This is a genomic window from Lactococcus petauri, assembly GCF_023499275.1.
GTDB lineage: Bacteria > Bacillota > Bacilli > Lactobacillales > Streptococcaceae > Lactococcus > Lactococcus petauri.
Map to the genome: position 1 here is coordinate 1,741,810 of NZ_CP094882.1, position 22,507 is coordinate 1,764,316.

At 38.7% G+C, this 22,507-nt stretch carries 23 protein-coding genes; 2 read left to right on the forward strand and 21 right to left on the reverse strand.

From position 1 onward, the window contains the following. Window positions 1-5 precede the first annotated feature (5 nt). From lgb_RS08500 to glmU, 11 genes are all read right to left on the reverse strand, one after another. Complete coding sequence (locus tag lgb_RS08500) at window positions 6-578, reverse strand: cell division protein SepF (RefSeq protein WP_019294092.1); 573 nt, start codon at window positions 576-578, stop codon at window positions 6-8. Window positions 579-618: 40 nt separating this feature from the next. Beyond that, entirely contained in the window at window positions 619-1,290 is a 672-nt protein-coding gene (locus lgb_RS08505; protein WP_017370568.1) for a YggS family pyridoxal phosphate-dependent enzyme, read from the reverse strand. Further along, window positions 1,290-2,564 (reverse strand): cell division protein FtsZ, encoded by a 1,275-nt coding sequence (ftsZ, locus tag lgb_RS08510; RefSeq protein ID WP_019294090.1) that lies wholly within the window; start codon window positions 2,562-2,564, stop codon window positions 1,290-1,292. Before ftsZ ends, lgb_RS08505 begins: the two co-directional genes overlap by 1 nt. A 27-nt stretch (window positions 2,565-2,591) precedes the next feature. Next, complete coding sequence (gene ftsA / locus lgb_RS08515) at window positions 2,592-3,953, reverse strand: cell division protein FtsA (RefSeq protein ID WP_017370566.1); 1,362 nt, start codon at window positions 3,951-3,953, stop codon at window positions 2,592-2,594. Window positions 3,954-4,072: 119 nt separating this feature from the next. Continuing rightward, window positions 4,073-4,945: a DegV family protein gene (locus lgb_RS08520; RefSeq protein ID WP_019294089.1), complete on the reverse strand. Its 873-nt coding sequence runs from the start codon at window positions 4,943-4,945 to the stop codon at window positions 4,073-4,075. A gap of 10 nt (window positions 4,946-4,955) precedes the next feature. Further along, entirely contained in the window at window positions 4,956-5,684 is a 729-nt protein-coding gene (rlmB, locus tag lgb_RS08525) for a 23S rRNA (guanosine(2251)-2'-O)-methyltransferase RlmB (protein WP_017370564.1), read from the reverse strand. A gap of 49 nt (window positions 5,685-5,733) precedes the next feature. Then, the gene (gene pepC, locus lgb_RS08530) at window positions 5,734-7,044 is read right to left on the reverse strand and encodes an aminopeptidase C (RefSeq protein WP_019294088.1); all 1,311 of its coding nucleotides are present in this window, start codon (window positions 7,042-7,044) and stop codon (window positions 5,734-5,736) included. 75 nt (window positions 7,045-7,119) lie between these two features. Continuing rightward, window positions 7,120-7,800: a 5'-methylthioadenosine/adenosylhomocysteine nucleosidase gene (locus lgb_RS08535; RefSeq protein ID WP_061414501.1), complete on the reverse strand. Its 681-nt coding sequence runs from the start codon at window positions 7,798-7,800 to the stop codon at window positions 7,120-7,122. 94 nt (window positions 7,801-7,894) lie between these two features. Next, entirely contained in the window at window positions 7,895-8,173 is a 279-nt protein-coding gene (gene macP / locus lgb_RS08540) for a cell wall synthase accessory phosphoprotein MacP (protein WP_003133453.1), read from the reverse strand. After that, the gene (locus lgb_RS08545) at window positions 8,166-8,750 is read right to left on the reverse strand and encodes an NUDIX hydrolase (RefSeq protein ID WP_019294057.1); all 585 of its coding nucleotides are present in this window, start codon (window positions 8,748-8,750) and stop codon (window positions 8,166-8,168) included. The genes macP and lgb_RS08545 overlap by 8 nt, the downstream gene beginning before the upstream one ends. A gap of 32 nt (window positions 8,751-8,782) precedes the next feature. After that, window positions 8,783-10,159: a bifunctional UDP-N-acetylglucosamine diphosphorylase/glucosamine-1-phosphate N-acetyltransferase GlmU gene (gene glmU, locus lgb_RS08550; protein ID WP_017370560.1), complete on the reverse strand. Its 1,377-nt coding sequence runs from the start codon at window positions 10,157-10,159 to the stop codon at window positions 8,783-8,785. A 157-nt stretch (window positions 10,160-10,316) separates the two neighbouring features. Here glmU and proC point away from each other — a divergent pair, with 157 nt between their 5' ends. Continuing rightward, window positions 10,317-11,108 (forward strand): pyrroline-5-carboxylate reductase, encoded by a 792-nt coding sequence (gene proC, locus lgb_RS08555; RefSeq protein WP_017370559.1) that lies wholly within the window; start codon window positions 10,317-10,319, stop codon window positions 11,106-11,108. Between the two features lie 143 nt (window positions 11,109-11,251). Then, on the forward strand, window positions 11,252-11,521 hold the full coding sequence (gene rpsO, locus lgb_RS08560; protein ID WP_017369110.1) for a 30S ribosomal protein S15: 270 nt from the start codon (window positions 11,252-11,254) through the stop codon (window positions 11,519-11,521). Window positions 11,522-11,602: 81 nt separating this feature from the next. Here the strand turns inward: rpsO and pknB are convergent, their stop codons facing one another. The 10 genes from pknB to gmk form a co-directional block, all read right to left on the reverse strand. Beyond that, window positions 11,603-13,561: a Stk1 family PASTA domain-containing Ser/Thr kinase gene (pknB, locus tag lgb_RS08565; RefSeq protein ID WP_019294058.1), complete on the reverse strand. Its 1,959-nt coding sequence runs from the start codon at window positions 13,559-13,561 to the stop codon at window positions 11,603-11,605. Then, window positions 13,561-14,334: a Stp1/IreP family PP2C-type Ser/Thr phosphatase gene (locus lgb_RS08570; RefSeq protein ID WP_017370557.1), complete on the reverse strand. Its 774-nt coding sequence runs from the start codon at window positions 14,332-14,334 to the stop codon at window positions 13,561-13,563. Before lgb_RS08570 ends, pknB begins: the two co-directional genes overlap by 1 nt. 20 nt (window positions 14,335-14,354) lie before the next feature. Further along, window positions 14,355-15,626: a 16S rRNA (cytosine(967)-C(5))-methyltransferase RsmB gene (rsmB, locus tag lgb_RS08575; RefSeq protein WP_017370556.1), complete on the reverse strand. Its 1,272-nt coding sequence runs from the start codon at window positions 15,624-15,626 to the stop codon at window positions 14,355-14,357. Continuing rightward, entirely contained in the window at window positions 15,616-16,569 is a 954-nt protein-coding gene (fmt, locus tag lgb_RS08580; RefSeq protein ID WP_019294059.1) for a methionyl-tRNA formyltransferase, read from the reverse strand. The genes rsmB and fmt overlap by 11 nt, the downstream gene beginning before the upstream one ends. 308 nt (window positions 16,570-16,877) lie before the next feature. Continuing rightward, complete coding sequence (locus lgb_RS08585) at window positions 16,878-17,357, reverse strand: nucleoside 2-deoxyribosyltransferase (RefSeq protein WP_019294060.1); 480 nt, start codon at window positions 17,355-17,357, stop codon at window positions 16,878-16,880. After that, window positions 17,341-17,895, reverse strand: a complete 555-nt coding sequence (locus tag lgb_RS08590) for an LOG family protein (protein ID WP_019294061.1) — start codon at window positions 17,893-17,895, stop codon at window positions 17,341-17,343. The genes lgb_RS08585 and lgb_RS08590 overlap by 17 nt, the downstream gene beginning before the upstream one ends. Beyond that, window positions 17,892-18,548: a deoxynucleoside kinase gene (locus tag lgb_RS08595; protein WP_019292455.1), complete on the reverse strand. Its 657-nt coding sequence runs from the start codon at window positions 18,546-18,548 to the stop codon at window positions 17,892-17,894. Before lgb_RS08595 ends, lgb_RS08590 begins: the two co-directional genes overlap by 4 nt. Before the next feature lie 246 nt (window positions 18,549-18,794). Next, window positions 18,795-21,122: a primosomal protein N' gene (locus lgb_RS08600; protein ID WP_019294062.1), complete on the reverse strand. Its 2,328-nt coding sequence runs from the start codon at window positions 21,120-21,122 to the stop codon at window positions 18,795-18,797. Between the two features lie 151 nt (window positions 21,123-21,273). Then, window positions 21,274-21,633 (reverse strand): DNA-directed RNA polymerase subunit omega, encoded by a 360-nt coding sequence (gene rpoZ, locus lgb_RS08605; protein WP_003133436.1) that lies wholly within the window; start codon window positions 21,631-21,633, stop codon window positions 21,274-21,276. A 116-nt stretch (window positions 21,634-21,749) separates the two neighbouring features. Continuing rightward, entirely contained in the window at window positions 21,750-22,379 is a 630-nt protein-coding gene (gene gmk, locus lgb_RS08610; RefSeq protein WP_017369120.1) for a guanylate kinase, read from the reverse strand. Window positions 22,380-22,507 lie beyond the last annotated feature (128 nt).

Sequence of the window (22,507 nt, forward strand, 5' to 3'; positions counted from 1 at the left end):
GTTTATTAAATATCGAAGTTCTCAAAGTTTTGCCCTGCCAAGATACTTAATTCTTGGGAAGCATCAACTGTGATATTCGCCGGTGTAAGTAAGAAAATTTGTCCGCCAACATTTTGAACATCACCATCAAGTGTGAATACAACACCAGTCAAGAAGTCAATTGAACGTCGTGCTTGGTTATCTGGCATAAACTTGAAGTTAACCAAAACCGACTCTCCATTTTTAACGATGCGCGCAGATTCCATAATATCAGAATAGGCACGTGGCTCTTTGATGGCAATAACTTGTCCTGCATTTGTTGTGGCTTGATTCATCATAGGTTTTTGAACTTTTTTCTCTGTTGTTTTAGTGTTATTTGTTGTTGAAGAAAAGGGTGCTGGGCGTTTAGCAGTTGATTTTGCTTGCGCTTGTCTTTGAGGTTGAACCGGACGATTCATACCTGTGGCTTTCTTTTCTGTGTTTACTGTTGAAGACTTTTGCGGTTGTGGCTTTTGTGCCGCTACAACGGGTTCATCATACTCATCGTCGTCCTCTTCGAAAAATTTTTTTAATTTATCAAATTGATCTTTTAAGGCCATACTTCCCTCCGTTTTCAATGCTTAAGATTCTATACAAATTTTATTCAAAAAATGCTGTACCAATTCGAACAAAGGTCGCTCCTTGTTGAATTGCTCTTGTATAATCACGGCTCATTCCCATACTCAATTCAGTACAAGGAATATTAGTAATTTCTTTAGCCGCAATTTCGATTTGCAATTGCTTCATCGAAGCGAAAATGTTATCCAACTGCTCATTATCAGCATCAATCGGCGCCATCGTCATCAAGCCCACAATTTCCACATTATCTAACTGTGAAATTTCTGCTAAAGCTTGATCTATGTCTTCTGGCGCAAATCCATGTTTTGTCTCTTCACCTGAGATATTGACTTCGAGGAAACATTTTATCATATGTTCCGCACGTTTTTCAATTTCTTTGGCAAGCTTGACCGAATCTAAAGCATGAAAGTAATCAACTAAATTAATGACATCTTTTACTTTACGGCGTTGCAAATTTCCGATGAGATGCCAAGTAATATCTTTGTTTTCAAGAGCCTTATATTTTTCAAGAAATAAATCTGTACGATTTTCTGCTAAATGATGAATACCTGCTTCAACTACTTGTGCTGCTTTTGCAGTATCGACATACTTGGTTACGGCAATCACCTGAACGTCTTGATTTGAATAAGGAGATGTAGCTTTTGCCACATCTACCTTGTTCAAAATATTTTTAACATTTTCTGCTATACTCATTATTTACGGAAAAATGGTGGAGTATCGATATCTTCATCTGTAGATGGGATACCTGAGAAGCTTGTAACATTCGATGAGTTTTCACGGTTTTGATTTCCGTTTTGACGCGGTGAAGCATCACGACGAAGATCCCAATCGCCAAAAGCAGATCCTGATTTTTGTGTAGGAGCTTGTTGTGCTTGTGAAGGCTGTGAAGCTTGTGCTGGTCGTGAAGTTGGCGTTGAGGCTTGTTTCATCGAAGTATGTTGAAAGTTAGGTTGACGACGTGGTTCATCTACAACTGGAGCTGTAGATGTTCCTAAATATTCATCAGTTGCATCTTGTGAAACACCTGTTGCTACAACAGTAACACGAATTTCATCACTGAGTGAGTCATCAATAGATGTACCCAACAAGATGTTCACATCGTTACCTGCAGCTTGAATAACAATTTCTGAAGCATCTTGAGCTTCAATAAGGCTCATATCCATACCACCTGTAACATTAAGGAGTACATTTTCAGCACCTTCAATTGTTGTTTCAAGCAATGGTGAGTAAATCGCTTTACGTGTTGCTTCGATGACACGATCTTCACCAGTTGCAACACCGATACCCATGAGGGCATCTCCTTTGTTCGCCATAACTGTTTTCACATCGGCGAAGTCAAGGTTAATCATACCTGGATTTGTAATCAAGTCAGTAACACCTTGAACACCTTGGCGGAGAACATTATCTGCTTCACGCAATGCCTCTGTCAAAGGAGTTTTCTTATCAACGATTTCAAGCAAGTTGTTGTTTGAGATGATAAGTAATGTGTCTACATTTGCACGAAGATCTTCAATACCTTCTGTTGCAAAGTAGCTACGTTTTGAGCCTTCAAAACCAAATGGACGAGTTACAACTGCAACTGTCAAAGCACCAATTTCTTTTGCGATTTGAGCGATTACCGGAGCAGCACCTGTTCCTGTTCCACCACCCATACCAGCAGTGATGAAGACCATATCTGCGCCTTCAAAAGATTGGGCAATTGTTTCTGCAGATTCTTCTGCGGCACGGCGACCAACCTCAGGCTGTGCACCTGCACCAAGTCCTCGTGTCAATTTTGGGCCAAGTTGAATTACTGTATCTGCTTTTGAACTGCGCAAAGCTTGTACATCTGTATTAGCTACGATAAAGTCAACGCCAGAAACGCCTTCTTCAATCATGCGGTTAACTGCGTTACCACCGCCGCCACCAACACCGATAACTTTAATTACAGCGCCTTGAGCGATTTCTGTATCAAATGAAAATTCCATGTTTTATTTCTCCGTTATTAAGTCGTTTTAGTCAAAAAGGTTTGAGAACATGTTGCGCATACGATCCACAACACCTTCTTTTTCTTCTTCAGGTTCAGCTGCTGGTTGAGCAACTGGACGAGTTGGAGCTTCTGTTTGGTAGAAGTTATTTTCTTCATAATCCATTGTATCTGTTGCCGGAAGAACAGGTTCTTCATATTGCGCAACAGGAGCAACATATGTGCTGTCAGAAGCAATGGCTTGTGATACAAGTCGATCAATGTCTGTGCGTTCACCAACGTAGTTGACAACACTGATTACTTGTGCGAAAGCTGGGTTACGTAAGCCCATTTCGCTTGGTACGAAAAGACGTGCGTTCATCCCAATAACTTTTGTTGCAAGATTCACTGTGCCAGGCATTGCCGCAGCTCCACCAAGCACCACAATTCCACCAGGATAGTCTAATGAACGAGTGTTTTCCAAATCTGATTTCACACGGTTAAAAATTTGTGTTAAACGTGCTTCAATAATTTGTGAAAGGTAATATTCTGTAATTTCTTCTGGGTCTGTTTGTCCAACAACGTCAACCGGGAAGTATTCTTCTTGACTGGCGCGCTCAGTACTTGCTTCACCATAATTTAGTTTCAAATCTTCTGCTTCACTCAATGAAGTATTGAGTACAGTAGAAATATCACGTGTCACATAATCGCCACCTTCTGGGCTTGTATGTGCAAACTTCAGCTGTTGATCACGAACAGCGGAAACTGTTGTTTGGCCTGCACCAAGATCAATCATTACTGTACCAAACTCACGTTCTCCTTCTGAAAGTACATAGTGACTCATAGCCAGCGGAGCAATCACGAGATTATCCACAATCAAGCCAGCACGTTCCACAACTTTACGAATGTTGTGTACTAATGTTTTTGGACCAGTATAAATGATACCACGCATACCTAAACGCACACCAAACATCCCACGAGGGTCAGATATTCCTGTGAAATCATCAACTGTAAACTCAGTTGTCTCTACAGAAATTATTTCACGTTCAGGAACTACACCACGCATCAATGCATTTTGCACCGTTTGCATTACATCATCTTCTGTAATTTCTTTTGAAGTCCCGATAATTGGAACCATGCCTTGGCAGTTTTCCATTTCGAGTTGATTGGCAGGAATACTGACATTAATTTTGTCAATCGTAATCCCCGCACGTTCTTCAGCAGCGTTAACAGCCTTGCGCAAAGCTGTTGCCACCTTTTCAATATCTACAATAATTCCGTTTTTTAGACCGTCAGATTTTGCATTACCGACGCCAATTATATTCATTTCGTCTGAGACGTACTCCGCAACCAACACTTTAATAGTATTTGTACCGATGTCAACGCCCGTATAAAGTCCACTTTTTAGCATAAAAGCGACCCCTTTCCTCACATATCACAATTCATATTTTCAATTTATCGAGTTTACACTCACTCTATATTTTAACACAAAATCACAGTAAAACAAGAGTTCAACTGTGATTTTTTATATTATTTTCTATTTTTTTTAGTAATTGAAAAAATCGCCAAAGTACCAGAACCTGTATGAGTGACAATCGTTGGACTCAGAGGACGGATGTCAACCTTGTCAACATGTTGTTCCAAGAAGAGTTGTTTCACTTCTTGAGCAGTGGCTTCGCTCCCAGAATAGGCCACAATTACATGTGAATAAGCCGGGTCCATCTCTTCAAGTGTCATGTCAACTAAACTTTTTATTGCTTTCTTCTTGCCACGTACTTTAGTCAGTTGTGTCAACTTGCCTTCTGCATCTACGGTAAGGAGAGGTTTGATGTTGGCCATCGTTCCAACCATAGCAACAGCTTTGGGAATACGTCCTCCACGTGCCAGATGATTCAAGTCGTCAACCATGAAAAGACTCTTGAGGCGTAAAATAAGTGCTTCAAAAATAGGCAACGCTTCTGTCAAACTCTTCCCAGATTCTCGTAGATTCACCATTTCTTGGACCAAGAAACCCTCTCCAGAAGCTGCGGCCAATGTATCCACTACCGTAATTTTAGCTTTCGGATATTCTTCTAGAATCATCTCTCGAGCAATAACGGCAGATTGATAAGTCCCTGATAAGCCTGATGAAAAGGCCAGATACACAATTTCTTCTTCTGGATTTTGGCTTATAAATTTTTTGAATAACTCGGAAAACTGGCCAGAATTAATTTGTGATGTTTGAACAGTTTTGCCTGCTTTAATTTCTCGGAGAAGGTGTTCATTACTCAGGCTATTTTCGCCAATAGTTGGATAGGTTTGCTCACCAATAGTGACAGTCATTCCTAATACAGCTATGTCGTATTTTTGTAAATAATCTTCACTCAAATCCGCTGTTGAATCGGTAACAATGCGAAAAGTCATCTTTTCCCCCTTACATCTTATTTCTAAAAATTTCGTACATCAAAATACTGGCAGCAACACTTGCATTCAAACTTTGAACATGGCCAACCATCGGAATAGTAATCATCTCGTCCACTTGTTTTTTCAGATTTTGACCAATACCTTTTCCTTCATTTCCAATCACCAAGGCAACTTTACCTGAGGTATTCCATTTAGAATAAGTGGTACCGTCCATGTCGGTTCCAAAAGTCCAAAATCCAGCTTCTTTTAGTTTATCTAACGTTTGAGAAAGATTAGTAACACGTACCACGGGCACATGTTGCAAAGCACCTGTACTTGCTTTTACTGCTGTTGGCGTGATGCCTACCGCACGGTGTTTTGGAATAATAATCGCATCTACTCCTGTTGCATCTGCTGTTCGGGCAATTGATCCTAAATTGTGGGGGTCTGTCAGCTCATCTAAAATTAAAATTGTCGCAGTTTCTTTGTCCGAAACTTGCGCTAAAATTGTTGCCAATTCTGCATAAGCAAATTCTGCCACACGGGCAACAAAACCTTGATGAACTCCATTTTCTGATATTTTATTTAATTCAGTTTTGGGTGTCCAAGAGATGTTTACTTTTTTTTCACGCGCAAGTTCCTTGATTTTCTCAACGTTCTTACCCCGTAATTTTTCCTCGACATAGAGTTTATTGACTACTCCTGCATTGAGTGACTCTGTTACAGCATGTAAGCCGTATATGATATCCGTATTTTCCATAATATTATTATAGCAAAAAAGATGTCCATATGGGACATCTTCTCTTCTTTTAAGCCAAAGCTCCCATAGGATCCCAAGGTAAGAGGATCTGAGGTTCAGCATTGTAGGCTGCAAGTTCTTCAGGAGTGAGCAAATCTTTACGTACTACGATTTGGTAGGTATATTCATCCATCCACGCATCAGAGGCCACAAAATAGCCTTCCTTACCAACATCTTTCCCCCAAGAGTTTTCAACTTTCCATTTCGTAGGTGCTCCATTTTCATCCAAATCTACACCTGTTAAAACCATAGCATGTGTCATCAAAGATTCAGCATAATCTAAGCGTGAGGCTTTATCCTGTGTAAAGTGAATATCAAGCGCTGTCTCAAAATCATATGCATCAAGAGTCAACAAACCATCCTTACGATTTGAAACTTGTCCAACATCACAACCAAACCAAACTGTTTCACCTGCTTGCATTTGTGCAATGGCGAGTTTTTTGAAACGATCCATGTCAAGATTCAAGTGCTTAACATCACGAGCTCCAACCACATTTCCCAGAAATTCAACTGTGTATGATTTGTTGTAAGGTTTATCTTCTGTTGGTGCATTAATGACTGAAACATAGTCATCAAGTTTGATATCCACATATTGAGCATAAAATTCTTGGGCTGTGCCTGAGAATTTTTCTAATTTGCTTTCTTTGTCACGGAATGCATACTCAAAATGTTGCGGAGGAAGTCCAAGAGTTGCTGCTAAAAAGTTAAAAATTTCTTGTAACAAATCTTCTTTAAGAACTTGTACATCTTCGCCCTTTGCCAGTGCTTCTCTCAATAATTGAGCATCTTGGCGCAACAGTTTGTCTAAATACTGGTTGAGTTCACGCGAATTAGAAGATGCTGCTGATTCAGGATAAATATCCTTAGGAACAACACCGTATTTTTCAAAAAGCGCCACAACCATATCCCATTGTCCACCATCTTGTTGTGGTGTTTGGAGTAAAAATTTCAAGCGACGATCGTCCATATCTACATGGTTAATAATTTGTTCCATAAACCAATTTGACTTTTCGTATTTATCCCAAAAGAAAGTGTAAGCCTGTGACAGTTCAAAGTTTTCTAACTTAAATTGTCCAATCATTTTATGACGGAAAGTATTCAGAGCAGCAAACATCCAACAACGACCTGATTGTTTTTGATTCGTTACTTTATCTTTGGTAAGGTCAATTGAAAACTCTGGAATATTGTTGGCATGTGAGCTACGAACTTCCAAAGCATTCAGGAGCCCATTTTTCGTCGCTGCATTCTCTACAGCACGAAATTTAGGGTTTTCCGCAAAATTGTCATAAAGTTTTTGTGTGAAATCTTGAGTAATAGTCATTTCATTCTTCTCCACTTCCATGTATTGATTTTATTATTATAACTTTTTCTGGTAAAAAAGTCAGCTAATTATCGTTTATTCCATATTGTTCAGAAAATTCATTAATGTTTGAGCAGATTTGCGACCAGCTTCAATAATAAATTCATCAAATTTCACATTTGCGTCGTGGCTTGCTGTATCCGACATCGCACGAATAATGACAAACGGTTTTTTCAAGGCTGTTGCTGCTTGGGCAATCGAAGCCCCTTCCATTTCAACGGCCAAAACATCTGGAAAGTGTTTTTTGATTTCAGCAATGCGACCGTCGCTAGAAATAAAACTGTCAGAGCTTGTAATCAAACCAACAACAGGATTCTCAATCGCTTTTTTAAGCTCTGAAACGAAATATTTACTGCTCTCAAAATAAAGCGGCTGTTGCGCCATTTGCCCAAAAGCATAGCCAAAAGCTGTAACATCTACATCATGATAAGCAAGCTTGTCAGCAACAACAACATCGCCTATTTTTAATTCGTGATTAACCGCACCAGCAGAACCTGTATTAATAATCCCATCAACGGAAAAAACTTCAACCAACAATGTAACTGCCATTGCAGACATCACTTTACCTATTCCTGATTGGACCAGTACAACCTCATGACGACCTATTGAGCCGGTATGAAAGACATAACCGTGACGTGTAATCTTACTTGCATTGTCAAGATTTTCTACAAGAGTACGGAGCTCTTCTTCCATTGCACAAATAATTCCTAATTTCATTTTTATTCTCCTTTTTCTTTCATTGTGGTAAGTACATTATATAGTATAAAAGTTTAAAATAAAACCCCACATATATGTGAGGTATAGATATCGTTTAGAAATAGTACCAGAAAAACAAAATTCCTATCCCAATTACAACAAGCGAAGTAATAAGGAGCCATTTGTTTACACGACTACTTCGTTTTTTCTGCTTGGCATTTTCAATGCGGCGACTTTTATAAACCGCATTTTTTGATAAATCACGTTCAAGTTTATCGTATTTCTCTGATATTTCTCGATCTTGCTCTAATTCTTCTTTGAGACTTCTCTCTAAACGTCTTCTTTTTCGCTCTGCATCCTCAATGATATCATCTGTCAAAAGTGGTTTAGGCATCTAAATCTCCTTGTTTTTTCAGATTTCTCATCTCCCAGTACCAAACAGCCATGATTGTCTTAGCATCACAAATTTGCCCTTCTTCAATCATTGTCTTAGCTTCCGGAAGCGTCACTTCAATCATTTCAAGAAATTCTCCTTCGTCTTTAGGACGAGGGTTTTCAACCTTCGTGAGTCCAATAGGGAAATAAAGATATGTTTTTTCAGAAGAAAAACCAGGTGTACCATAAAAGCTCGTAATTTCGACAAGTTGTTCTGCTGTATAGCCCGTCTCTTCTTCTAATTCACGTAAAGCGGCGGCTTTCGGGTCATCCAACTCATCGGCTTCAAGTTTTCCCGCAGGCACTTCATAAATAAATTTTTCAAAAGCTTTACGATATTGTCCTACCAATACAAGCTTATCTCCACTTATTGGTGCAACAGCAACACCACCATTATGAAAAACTAGCTCTCTTGTTGCCATTGTTTCATCTGGTAAACTTACTAAGTCTTTTACCACTCGAAAAATTTGTCCGTGAAAAATTTGCTCACGAGACAAAGTGGGTTCTTCAAACTTTTTCTCGTCAAATTCTCGCATGTTTATCTCCGTTATCTTTATTTTCTTATATTTTACTCACCACGAAAATGCGGCAAGCGACGTGCAGCACCTGACTTTTCAACTTGACGTGAACGTCCAATTGCGATACTTTCTGGTGCAACATCCTTAGTAATGGTTGAGCCGGCAGCAGTCAAGGCGTTTTTACCCACACGAAGTGGTGCTACTAATGTTGAGTTAGAACCAATAAAGGCAAAATCATCAATTTCCGTATTGTATTTATTTTGACCATCATAATTTACAGTGATTGTTCCAGCACCGAAGTTCACTTTTTCACCAACTGTTGCATTACCAATGTAAGTAAGGTGACCGGCTTTTGTTCCTTTACCGAGTGTTGAGCCCTTGATTTCAACAAAGTTACCCACATGAACTTTTTCGCTGAGAACCGTTCCTGGGCGTAAGTGAGCATATGGTCCAACATTACTCATAATGTTCATTTTACTGCTTTCAATCCATGACGAACGGATTTCACAATGAGAATGAATTTCTGAATTCTCAATGCGGCTTCCACTTGTAATCAAGGTTTTCTTACCAATAACGGTATTACCCATAATTTGTACATTTGGTTCAATGACCGTTTCTTCACCGATTTCGATATCTGCATCAATATAAGTTGTTTCTGGATCAATAAGTGTCACACCATTGACCATATGTTGATGGTTGATGCGACGACGCATAATTTTTTCTGCTTGTGCTAAAGCAACACGATCGTTTACACCAAGACTTTCATCAAAGTCTTCTAAAATATGGGCCGTAACAGTTTTTCCTTGCTTTTTGAAAATTTCGATAACATCTGTCAAGTAGTATTCCCCTTGTGCGTTATCCGTTGTAAGATTTTCAAGCGCTGAGAACAAGGCCTTGTTATCAAAGATATAAGTACCTGTATTGATTTCTTGGATAGCTTGTTCTTCTGCAGAAGCATCTTTTTGCTCCACAATTTTTTCCACACAATCCTCAGCATCGCGGATGATACGTCCATAGCCTGTAGGATTTGGTGCAATAGCTGTTAAAATAGTTGCGGTAGCTTTTTGCGCCACATGATACTCAAATAATTGTTCTAAAGTTTCGCCTGTAATTAAAGGTGTATCTCCCGCAATAACCAAAGTTGCACCTTCTTCATTTTCAAGTAAATCTGAGGCAATACGAACCGCATGGCCAGTTCCTAATTGCTCATCTTGTTTCACAAAGTTTGTTCCTTTAGGAAGAGTTTCAATAACTTTATCTGCTTCATGCCCAACAATCACGATACGTTTTTCCATATCCACTTGATTCACACTTTGTAAAACGTGACCTAGCATTGTTTTTCCTGCCACATTGTGAAGAACTTTTGGTAAAGACGATTTCATGCGCGTGCCTTTTCCAGCCGCGAGTATAATTGCATATTTTTCCATTTTATATGGCCTCCAAAACTTGTTAAATTTCTAATAGAATATACATCGATTATATCACATTCTAAGAGTATTTCTAATTATTGTCTTTGTTTCTATAAATATGCTAAAATATATGCTAAAATGAAGGAAGTTCTACTATAAAGAAAATGGAGATAAAATGAAAACAATTGGTTTTATAGGTGTCGGTAAGATGGCATCTGCTATCATTACTGGACTTGATAAGTCAAATGTCCGCGTGCTTATTTCGGGACGTGATTTGAGAAAGACACAGGAGCAAGCTGATAAATTGGGTGTGTTTGCTAGTCATTCACATGGTGAGCTCGTTGAACAATCTGATCTTATCGTTATGGCTGTCAAACCTCAAATTTTGCCTGACATCATGGAAGAAATTTCCCCTCTGTTTACGAAAGATAAAACCCTTATTTCTATCGCAGCCGGTTTCGATTTGGAAGCCTTATCAGACATGTCTAAAACATATGACTTTCCTATCATTCGCGTAATGCCAAACATTAACGCACAAATTCAAAAATCGACTTCTGCGATTGTACGTAATGAGTATGTAAGTTCTGATATCTATCAGTTGACTCAAGAAATCTTCTCTTCCATCGGTACTGTTCATGAAGTTGCTGAAAAAGATTTTTCTACTTTCACAGCGATTGCTGGTTCTAGTCCTGCATATATCTATATGTTTGTTGATGCTTTGAGCCGAGCTGGTGTTCTTCATGGTATTCCTAAAGATCAAGCTACCAAAATCGTTGCAGAAACCGTTGCAGCTTCTGCTCAAATGATTTTGGAATCAGGTGAAGGTCCTTGGACTTTGGTCGATAAAGTTTCAAGTCCTGGCGGGACCACTGTTGCCGGTGTTGTTTCTTTAGAACAAAATCATTTTGTAGCCACAGTAATTGATGCAATCACTGCAACGATTGAAAAAGAAAATACCTTAAACTAAAACAGCTTTTGTTACCTAATAAGCTTGTAAAAAGTCTAAAAATAGTGTAAGATAAGTAGGTAGTTTTTTACAACTCATTCTTGGTTTTGCGCTTTGCCTGCGCTCTACTCGGTATGAGCACTAAATAAAAAGGAGAAAAACTCATGGCAATCTCAAAAGAAAAAAAACAAGAAATCATCAAGCAATATGCGCGCACTGAAGGCGATACTGGTTCACCTGAAGTTCAAATCGCTGTTTTGACTTGGGAAATCAACCACCTTAACGACCACATCAAATCACACAAAAAAGACCACGCAACTTACCGTGGATTGATGAAAAAAATCGGTCACCGTCGTAACCTTCTTGCTTACCTTCGTGAAAAAGATGTTCAACGTTACCGCGAACTTATCGCTTCACTCGGTCTTCGTCGTTAAGACTCAGAAAAAACTGTCTTTGGGCAGTTTTTTTCTTTTACTGTATCAAAAAAACTTCCAGATATCTGGAAGTTTTTTATATTAAGACGATTGTTCCGTTGTATTATTCGTGTTTCCATTGTTTGATGAAGAATCTTTTTCTTGGTTGGAAGAGTCTTTACCTTGTTCTGGTGAAGTCTCTGGTGTTGTTTCTGGAGTCGTCTCTGGTGTTGTTTCCGGAGTTGTTTCAGTTGTGGTTTCTGGCGTTTGATTGCCTCCAGTATTACTATTGTTAGCTTTAGCCACTGTCAATGTAATTTTTGTATTTGAAGGATTAAATTCTTTTCCTGATTCAGGGCTGGTCTGTGTTACATAATAACCATCGAGGTTAGAACTTGAAACCTTGCTAGCCGTGCTAGCATCAACAAAAGTTATATTGGATGTAGGAACACCAAGACTTTCAAGCTGATTGAGGTAACTGATTGCTGATGTTGAGCTTAATCCACCTGAAGTAAGAGCAAGCGCAGGCATAATTACTGTCTCGCCTTCGGATACATCAAATGTAATTTGATCGTTACCTGTCGGATCGAAAAACTCTCCTTTAGCTGGCGTTTGTTTCACAATAGTGCCAGAATCTTCGGAGCTTGTCACGTAGTTAACCTTAATTTGGCTCTTACTGATATTTTTATTCAAAACAAGCTCGTCAACAACGTCTTCATATTTTTGACCTACATAGTCGTCCATCTTGAAGCCGGTTGCACCTTGTGAGACATAGATATCTACTTTGCTATTTTTTCGTACATTTGATCCAGATTCAGGATTCGTACGTGTTACTTTATCTTTTTCAACCGTCGTACTTAGTTCGGGAATAATATTTCCTACAGCAAGATTTTTCTCTTTCAGTTTACTTTCTGCTTCTGCCTGTGTCATATTTGTCACATCAGGAACAGAAACATTTTGAGGTGTTGTAATCATCCAAGCTGTGATGCCGCCTGCAATAAGTACAAGGGCAAGGATAATCCAAGCAATTAAGCCTTTGCGTGATTTTTTCTTTTTTGGCTCAGAATCTGTTTTTGCCTTATCTTCAGACGCTTTATCTTTAGCTTCATCCTTTTGCTCAGCTTGCGGATGATCAATTAATGGCTTCGTATCATAAGGATTAATTAACTTACTAGGCAATGCTTTAGTTGCATCTAAATCCTTATCAAAGGTAAGCTTCGGTTCTCCTTTACGATCCAAACTGGTAGCCGTAGCGAGATCTGTCATCATCTCCTCAACATTCGCATAGCGATTGTCGATATCTTTAGCTGTTGCTTTGATTACGACATTTTCTAACGCTTGAGGTACATTTTTGTTGATGTTGATAATGCTGGGTACATTTTCCTGAAAATGTTTCAAGGCAATGGCTACTGCAGAATCGCCATCAAACGGGATCTGCCCTGTCAACAACTCAAACAAGATAATACCAATAGCATAAATATCTGACTGAAGCGTTGCATTGGCACCACGCGCTTGTTCTGGCGATAAGTAGTGAACACTACCAAACATCGTGTTCGTTTGTGTTAAACTCGTTTCTGTTAAGGCTTTGGCAATACCGAAGTCCGTCACTTTCACGTTACCACTTTGTGAGAGTAACACGTTTTGCGGTTTCAGATCCCGGTGAATAATGCCGTGGTTATGTGCACATTCCATAGCCGAAAGTATTTCTGAAGTAATATTCACTGCCTCATCATTTGATAAAGGGGCGTGTTCATTGATGTATTGCTTTAAAGTCATACCATCAACATATTCCATTACGATATATTGTTGATTTTCAGACTCTCCTACATCAGAAATACTAACGATATTGGGGTGAGAAAGTTCTGCCATTGCGAATGCTTCTCTTTGAAAACGAGCAATAGCAATATTGTCATTTTCAAAATTAGAACGCAAAACTTTAATAGCGACTTGCCGATTATCAAGATATGTATCTTCACCTTGATAAACATTGGCCATACCACCACGACCAACTTCTTTAATGATTTTATAGCGATCTGCAAAGATTTTTCCGATTTGAATCATCAGTCAACCTCCACATCTTCATTCACCACTGCAGACTCTTCGTCAATTTTCACCAAGATTACTGTGATATTGTCATGACCACCTGCTTCATTTGCAAGACCTACAAGTATTTCCGTTTTCTCTTCAATACTTGCTTCAGAATAAACAACTTCTAAAATTTCCTCTGCAGAAATCATATTGGTCAAACCATCAGAGTTCATTAACAGATAGTCCCCTGGCTGAACATCAACAGCTTGTAAATCAGCTTGTACTTCGGCTGACTGGCCAAGAGAACGTGTAATGATATTTTTGTTAGGGTGTATTTCAGCTTCCTCTTCAGTAATTTGACCTGCATCAACAAGTTCTTGAACTAAAGAATGATCTGTTGTAATTTTTTGCAATTGTCCATCACGAATGAGATAGGTACGACTGTCACCAACGTGAGCCGAAATGACTTGTCCTTCTTGCATCACTAAAGCTTCAAGAGTTGTTCCCATCCCTTGATATTCATCTAGTTTACCTAAATCTGCAATATTTTCACTTTCATTACGGATTTGATTGCGAAGCCATGTTTCCATTGTCGCAACAGGTGTGCCATCATCAAAAAATGATTCGGACCACAATTTCCCCAAATCCTCTACGGTTAATTTACTAGCGACATTGCCTGCTTTGTGACCACCCATACCATCTGCTAAAAGAAAAAGACGATAACCTGCGCGGTTAACATAAGTGCCTGCAAAGTCTTGGTTGGCAGTACGTTTCATACCAATGTCTGATAAAATACTATATTCCACTTTTGCTCCTTATAAAAGAATTAAAGTTTTCTGAATTTCGCAATAAAGAAACCATCTGTATGGTACATTTCCGGTGTAATGAAAATACAACCGTCTGTGACAATATCTTCTTTTTCGTGCGAAATTTCAACCTGTTCAAATTCTGGATGAGCCTCAAGGAACTTATTGACTACCTCAAAGTTTTCTTCATCAAAAATTGTGCAGGTACTGTAAACCATTATACCATTTTTCTTCAGCTTTTTCGAAGCACTGTCCAATATTCTCAGTTGGATTTCCTGTAAATTAAGAAAATCAGAGCTTTCTTTACGATAGCGAATATCAGGTTTGCGACGAATTAAACCAATACCCGAACACGGTGCATCAACCAAGATGCGGTCAAAGTCCTCATCATCTGCAAAACGTTCTTCTAATTGTGTTGCATCGGCTTTGACTGTCGTAATTTTTTCCCACACGCCTTGACGTTCCGCATTGTCTTCAATGAGCTTTAGCTTGTGATCGTATAAATCACAGGCTGTAACATGTCCTGTATCAAGATATTGAGCGATATGTGTTGTTTTACCTCCTGGGGCAGCACAGGCATCAAGAACCCGCTCGCTTCCCGTTAAATCAAGTTGTGGGGCTACCAACTGACTTGTCTCATCCTGAATGGTCATTTTTCCTTCAATAAATGCTTGGCTATGAGCAAAATTACCATGGTCTGCCACACGGCCAACCGGCGAGAGTTCTGAAGGAACTGTGTCAGGAATAGTAACTTGAGGATCAATTATTCTGAGACTGGCTTTACTTGGTTTTTCTAAGCTCTCTAAAATCATTCCTGTACGTTTCCCACCAAACTGACGTACCATTTTATCCAAAAGAAGTTTCGGCATAGAATATTTGATTTCCCAAGTTTTTGGTTCTTCATTTCGGCGTTCTGACCGCATAAAATTACGTAAAACAGCATTAATAAAGTTTCCTGCTTGCTGTCCATCCTTACGTTTAGCTATCTTAACAGCCTCATCAACCGCAGCTGAAGTTGGCACTTTATCCATAAAAAGGATTTGATATATAGTCATTATCAAAAGCATCTTGGCCCAAGGTTTCGGTTGTTTTTTAAAGAAAGGCTCTAGATACCACTCCAAAAGTTTTTCCTTGGACACTACACCATAGACCAAAGCCGTTACAAAATTACGATCTAAGTCCGAAAGTTGTACCTCACGTAACGTTCTATCTAAGGCGATATTCGCATACGCATCATTCCCAAAAATATCGTTAAGCACATCGAGTGCGACTTGTCTTGCATTACTTGCCAAATTGATCACCTATATTTACTTTCTGTCCTAAACCATTGAGGAAACTAACAATATCCATTTTGGGCTTTCCAGCCGGCTGTACTTCTAAAAGTTCTAAGGCACCAGAACCTGTTGCCACTACGAGCGATTTTTTTGTTTTGTCAATGATTTCGCCAGGCTGTCCGTGTTTGTCTGTGTCAATGGAACGACTATTGTAGATTTTGAAACGCCCTTCATTCCATGTGGTATGTGCCACAGGGAAAGGATTCATACCGCGAATCTGATTAAAGATTTGACGATTATTTTTTGTCCAGTCTATTTTTTCTTCTTCAGGACTAATGTTTGGAGAAAAAGTAGCTTGCGTTTCATCCTGTGCTTCTGGCTTGATTTCTCCTGCAACATAGAGAGGGAGTGTTTCAAGAAGAAGGTCACGACCGACAACAGCTAATTTTTCAAACATTGTACCTACATTATCTTCTTCTAAAATCGGAGTAGAAGCTTTTGCAACCATATCGCCTGCATCCATTTTTCTAACCATCTCCATAATGGTCACGCCTGCTTCTTTTTCGCCATTCATAATTGCATAATGAATAGGTGCTCCGCCACGGTATTTAGGCAATAAAGACGCGTGAACATTTACCGCAAAAGCCATTGCATCAAGCAATTTCTCCGGCAAAAATTGTCCGAAGGCTGCCGTTACAATACCTGCACCTTGAGCGCCAAAGGCTAACAATTCTTCCATTTCAGGTGAACCAGATAATTTCTCTGGTTGTAAAATTTTCAAGTTAGCTTTCAATGCTAACTCTTTTACAGGTGTTTGTCGAAGTTCTTGCTTACGTCCCACCTTACGATCTGGTTGTGTCACCACAGCTAAAATATCATAACGTTGGCTATCAATTAATCCTTGCAAAACCGTTTGAGAAAACTGAGGTGTCCCCATAAATATGATTTTCGTTTTTGTCATAGTATTATTTTAACACGTTGTCTAAACCTTTTTCTTAATATTTCAAGTGCATGATAATTTCCTTGAACAGGTTACTCGTGCTCTTCATCCTCCTCTTTTATTTTTCATAAAAAATTTTTTCTTATCCTATAAAAAATGTGTGCCCTTTATTATAACATTTTCTTACCCCCTATTCCTTTTCGTACCCTTAATTATAGGCTTTCAACTTAGGATAACTCTTCTTTACGATAAAAAAGAAAAAGAGAGAAAATCAATACCTCTCTTTTTGTTATTTATTCGCTCCGAAATGAATAAAAAATAAATAATAACTATATATATTTACCGGTATAAGGTATGGTTTGAGCTTCCATAAAATCATATGTTTCTACTTGCTCAACTTCGGTAAAGAAGGCGGTATTTCGCTCTGTGAGCATAATATTTCCCGGTACATCTTCTTCAAAACGTACTAAGAAAGTCGGTTTGCCTTTCGCAATCGCATAGCCTAATTCCCATGCAGTGCCCGAATCAGTATCCTGTCCATCATAATCTAAGATGGCAACAATCACATCAGCAGCTTCAACTTCTTTAACATCGTTTTCCATCGTAGCTTTTGCCCACACTGGTGTAAATGGCTCAATATCCTCTGCTAATCCTTCTGGACGTTGGCAACGCATCGGACTAAAATAAGACGCTACTGTTTCATTACTTGCAAGTGCTGCTTCTAATTTTTCCACTTTTTGAATTTGAATCTCGCTGAAAAAGGGTGCTGCAAGATATACTTTTACTGCCTGTTCAAATGGCTTGTTCATAATTTAAATCTCCTAATAACTCCATGGCTTGTTCGGTTGTTTCAACAAGATGAACGGCTTCTAAAACTTCTAAAGATAACATTTCTTCTTTGGTTTGTTGTTGAATCATATTAAATAAAGGAAGATAAAAGTCTTTATCAATGAAAATAACTGGGCGAATTGCTGTTTGCCCAATACTCATTTCTGTCAAGAGTTGAAAAACTTCTTCCATTGTCCCAAATCCTCCAGGCAAAATAATAAATGCTTCGCCCAGATCAATCAACTTGCGCTTGCGTTCATCCATATTTTTGGCCAGATAGAGCTCTGTTGCATTTTGGCGAGGTGGTTCTAAAGGCAAAACCCCATCCGGGTAAACAGCAATAACTTGTCCTTTGTTCTCTAGCACCGCATCTGATACAGCACCCATACATCCTTCTTGGGAACCTCCATAAACTAAGGTATGTCCACAACGCGTTATCGCTTCACCGAGTTTCTTGCTACGTAATAAATGTGTCGGATTTTTCCCATCACGAGCTGATAAGAAAACAGTCAGATTCATTTGTTGTTCTCCTTCTCAATTTCTGCGAGTTTATCTTTAATTTGTTCAAGGACAAACAATTTTGCTTCTTCATCCTCAACAAAATCATACTTATCGCCGTCAATCTGAATTTTAGGACAAATATCAAAATCCTCAAACCATTTTTCGTAACGCTTGTTTAACTCTTGATAATAGCCATACAATGAACTATCGTATTCCAATTGTTCAAATTCGCGTCCTCTTTTTTGGATACGTTCCAACATTTTTTCAAAAGATACACTTACATGAATCAATAAATCAGGGCGCTTTTTAAAAGTTAGCGTATTGATTTCCTCTAACATATTTTCCAGTAAAGCATCATAAACCTCTACTTCAATCTCTGTTGCTCGTCCCAAATCTGCATTCAGGTGAAAAAGCAAACTGTCCTCATAAATTGAACGATCAAGCACGTTATTGTTATGCGAAAGTGCTCTTTTAATCGAGTCAAATCTCTTATTTAAAAAATAGATTTGCAACAAGAAGGCATATTTTTGTGGATCTTGATAAAAGAGAGGCAAAACCTCATTATCATCTACACTCTCATAGAACGCCTCTGTTCCCAGCTCTTCTGCTAACATCTCTGTAAGTGAACTTTTGCCAGCTCCAATTGTTCCAGCTAATACTAACACTGCCATTTTTTCCTTCCTAACTTTTTGTATTCTTACTCCCAGAATACTATTTGAAAAGGTTCATTGAGCTCATGAACACACTTTTTTTGTTCAAAATCGCCCCAACTCACAAACACAACATGTAGTGGTTAAAGGCATTTTTAATTATAACACAACACAACATATAGTGCTAACTTTAAAAATGTAAGCAATGAAAACCTGATAAAATTCAGACAATGTTCCACAAAAAAAACGACAAGTAGCTTGTCATTTTTATACAAAACTTTGGGGTTCACTATCGATAAGAACTCTAACATCTTTATTTTCACGTTTTTGTGTTAAATCAAGGACCTGATTTAAGACTTCTTCCAGTTGCTCCTCAAAACGATACTTCACCAGTATCTGATAATGATAAAGATTATGTGTTCGTGCAATAGGTTTTGGAGTTGGTCCTAATATTTTAGCCTTCTCTGATAAACTTGACTTAATTATGCTTGCTATCTCATAAGCTTTTTTTGCAACTGTATCCTCATCCTTATGACTAACTAAGATCTGAACCGTAAAATAATAGGGCGGATAAGAAAGTTGTTGCCGGTAATACATCTCTTGACGGTAGAAGGCTTCATAATCTTGATCAGCAACAAGTTTAACCGCATAGTGACCTGGATTAAATGTTTGGATGATAACTTCACCTTTTTTATCCGCACGCCCAGCACGTCCTGCAACTTGCATGAGCAGCTGAAAACTGCGCTCACTTGCTCGAAAATCGGGGAGATTTAAACCAGTGTCCGCATTAATCACACCGACCAGTGTCACATTAGGAAAATCCAGTCCCTTCGCTATCATTTGTGTTCCTAAAAGTACATCTGCCTCATGATGACCAAACTTATTTAAAATTTTCTCATGGGCATTTTTTGTTTTTGTTGTATCTACATCCATACGTAAAATGCGGATTTCTGGTAGAAGTTTTTCTAATTCTTCTTGAACCTTCTGCGTACCTGAGCCATAATACCGTATTTTTCGACTTTGACAGCTCGGACACGCTTGTGGAATCCCCTCTTGATGACCACAATAATGGCAATTCAAAGTTTTCGTATCCATATGAAGGGTCAAAGAAATATCACAGTTCGGACATTCAACAACAAAACCACAATCTCTACACATCACAAAAGAACTATAACCCCGACGGTTAAGCATCAAGATTACTTGTTCATTTCGCTCAATTTTTTCGCGAATTTTTTGTAGTAAAATATCTGAGAAATTGGCCGACTTATCACTAAGGTTATTACGCATATCTACGATTTGAACTTCAGGTAGGAAAGCTTGGTCATTAGCTCGATGTGTGAGTGTCAATAAATGATAAACATTTCGCTGAGCACGTGCTCGGCTTTCGAGACTAGGGGTCGCTGAACCGAGAACTAACCGTGCATGATGATATTGTGCACGTAATAAGGCAATATCTCTGGCATGGTAACGTGGGCTTGAATCTTGCTTGTAGCTTGTTTCATGCTCCTCATCAATAATAATAACCCCAATATTTTCTAAAGGTGCGAAGATAGCGGAACGCGCCCCCACAACAACCTGAGCTCGTCCTTCCTTTATCTTACGCCATTCGTCATATTTTTCACCATCCGAAAGTCCCGAATGCATAATCGCAACTTTTCCCCCAAAGCGCGCAATAAAACGATTAGACATTTGTGGTGTTAGAGAAATCTCAGGCACCAGCATAATTGCAGTTTGTCCCTTTTCCAAAAAATGTTCAATAACCTGTAAATAAATTTCTGTCTTTCCTGATCCTGTAATTCCTTCCAGTAAAAAAGGCTTTTCTGCAGAAGAAACAATTGCCTCAAAGGCAAGTTGCTGCTCATGATTCAAAACTTTTGCTTTATCAGGAACGACAGCTTCAAAAACAGCCGCTGTTCTTGAAATCTCTTTTTCAGTCACTTCAACAAGTTCATTTTCTATAAAATACTTGATGATAGCCGAAGAAAATGGTAAGTCTTTTTGACGCACACTTGCTTCTTGGTTTAAAAGATAATCTTTCAATTCTGCTCTTTTTTTGGCCGCTTTGCCAATCTCAAAGGTAGCCAATTTAGCATTACCCTTTAAATACTTTTCTGTTTTCTTATTTTCTTTTGACTTTGCAGAGTAGTTAACGGATAACTTTCCTGACTTGACATCTTTTAATGCTCGGACTTTTTGACTTTCACTAAGCGCGCTCCATTTGGTTTGAATGCCTTCTTGATTAGTCAAAATCTTATCATAGCTTGAATTCAATAAATTAGGCAACATGGCTTTCAGGCAAGAAATTTTGTAAGAAAAGACAGTATGGCGCATTTCATCTGCCAAGCGGAGTTGTTCCTTTGTCAAGACAGGCTCTAAGTCGAGCAATTCCGCTATTTCTTTGAGTCCCTCTTCTTCCTCATCTACACTTTCAATAATAATTCCTTGAACTAGCCGATTGCCTTTACCAAAGGGAACATGAACGCGCATTCCTGGCTCAATCATCTCTTGCAATTCTGTAGGAATAGCATAGGAGAACGGTTTGTCTGTCTGCATCAGAGGAACATCTACAATAATTCGTGCTATTTTTTTGAACATTTTTCTCCTCTGCTTACTTTTTCTGTATCTAAATATAATAATTTAATTATAGCAAAAAGAGCTAACCGAATGTCAACTCTGAATTTGGGATAAAGAAAAACTTCCAAAGATTTTCTATATAAAATAAATCTTTGAAAGCTTGTACCATTTCTTATTCAGCTGCAGCTGCAGCTGCTTTAGCTGCACGATTACCTTTTTGTTTTGCTTCTTCTTCGGCTTCTTCTTTCGCGATTTGTTCGCGGATAAGTTTTTCAGCCATTTTTTGTTGAAGACGTTCTAATTCACGTTTTTCTTTCAATGTTTCACGTTTAGCATCTGGCGAAGGGTGAATCGTTACTGTTCCTGCCGCGATTTCTTCCAAGGCTTGTAATGTACGTTTAACAGATTTAAATTCCATTGTAGGACGTTCGCCATCACGTAATTCATGGGCACGTTTGGCTTCCAAAACCACGAGTGAATATTTTGAATCCACGTGTTGGAGTAATTTGTCAATTGAAGGTTCTAACATCATATCAGTTTCCTCTTTTCTTTTCTGTACGCTATTTCATTGGATCTCAGGCACCAATGGGTTCTTCTTATTTAAAACAACCTAAGCGTCTTTCAGCTAAAATCTCAAGCCTCTTGTTTTTAATTTTTACCGTCTTCATCTAACTTCTCAATCATATGTGCATAACGCTCCATTACACGATCGACACGATAATGTTCTGCCTCAATAATCTTGATGACACGTTCTGCAGCAAGTTCAACCTTATCATTGACAACAGCATAGTCGTATTCACTCATCAAGCGAATTTCTTCTTTTGCTTTCATCATCCGGTTATTGATTACTTCTGCACTATCAGTACCACGGCCAACAAGTCGACCACGTAACTCCTCCAAATCCGGGGGCGTCAAGAAGACAAATACACCATCTGGTACTTTCTCCTTAACTTGCAAGGCTCCTTGCACTTCGATTTCAAGAAATACATCCTTACCTTCATCTAAAGTTTGATTGACATAGGTTAAAGGTGTACCGTAGTAATTGCCGACATATTCAGCATACTCTAACATCTCACCTTTACGTATCATTTCTTCAAACTCTTCACGTGTGCGGAAATAATAATCTTTTCCATCTACTTCACCAGGGCGTTGTGCACGTGTTGTCATTGATACAGAGTAATCAAAGTTATTTTCATTTTCAAAAATTTTCGCACGGACAGTACCTTTTCCTACTCCCGAAGGACCAGAAAAGACAATTAATAAACCACGTTCGGGCATCTTTTTAACCTCACTTATTGTTTACAATCTATTCTAGCAAAGTTGGGCTTATATATCCACTTCGCGTAACACAAAGTAACTTTAATTAATCTAATTGTAATATGACTTATTTATTCTTCTTCAAAATA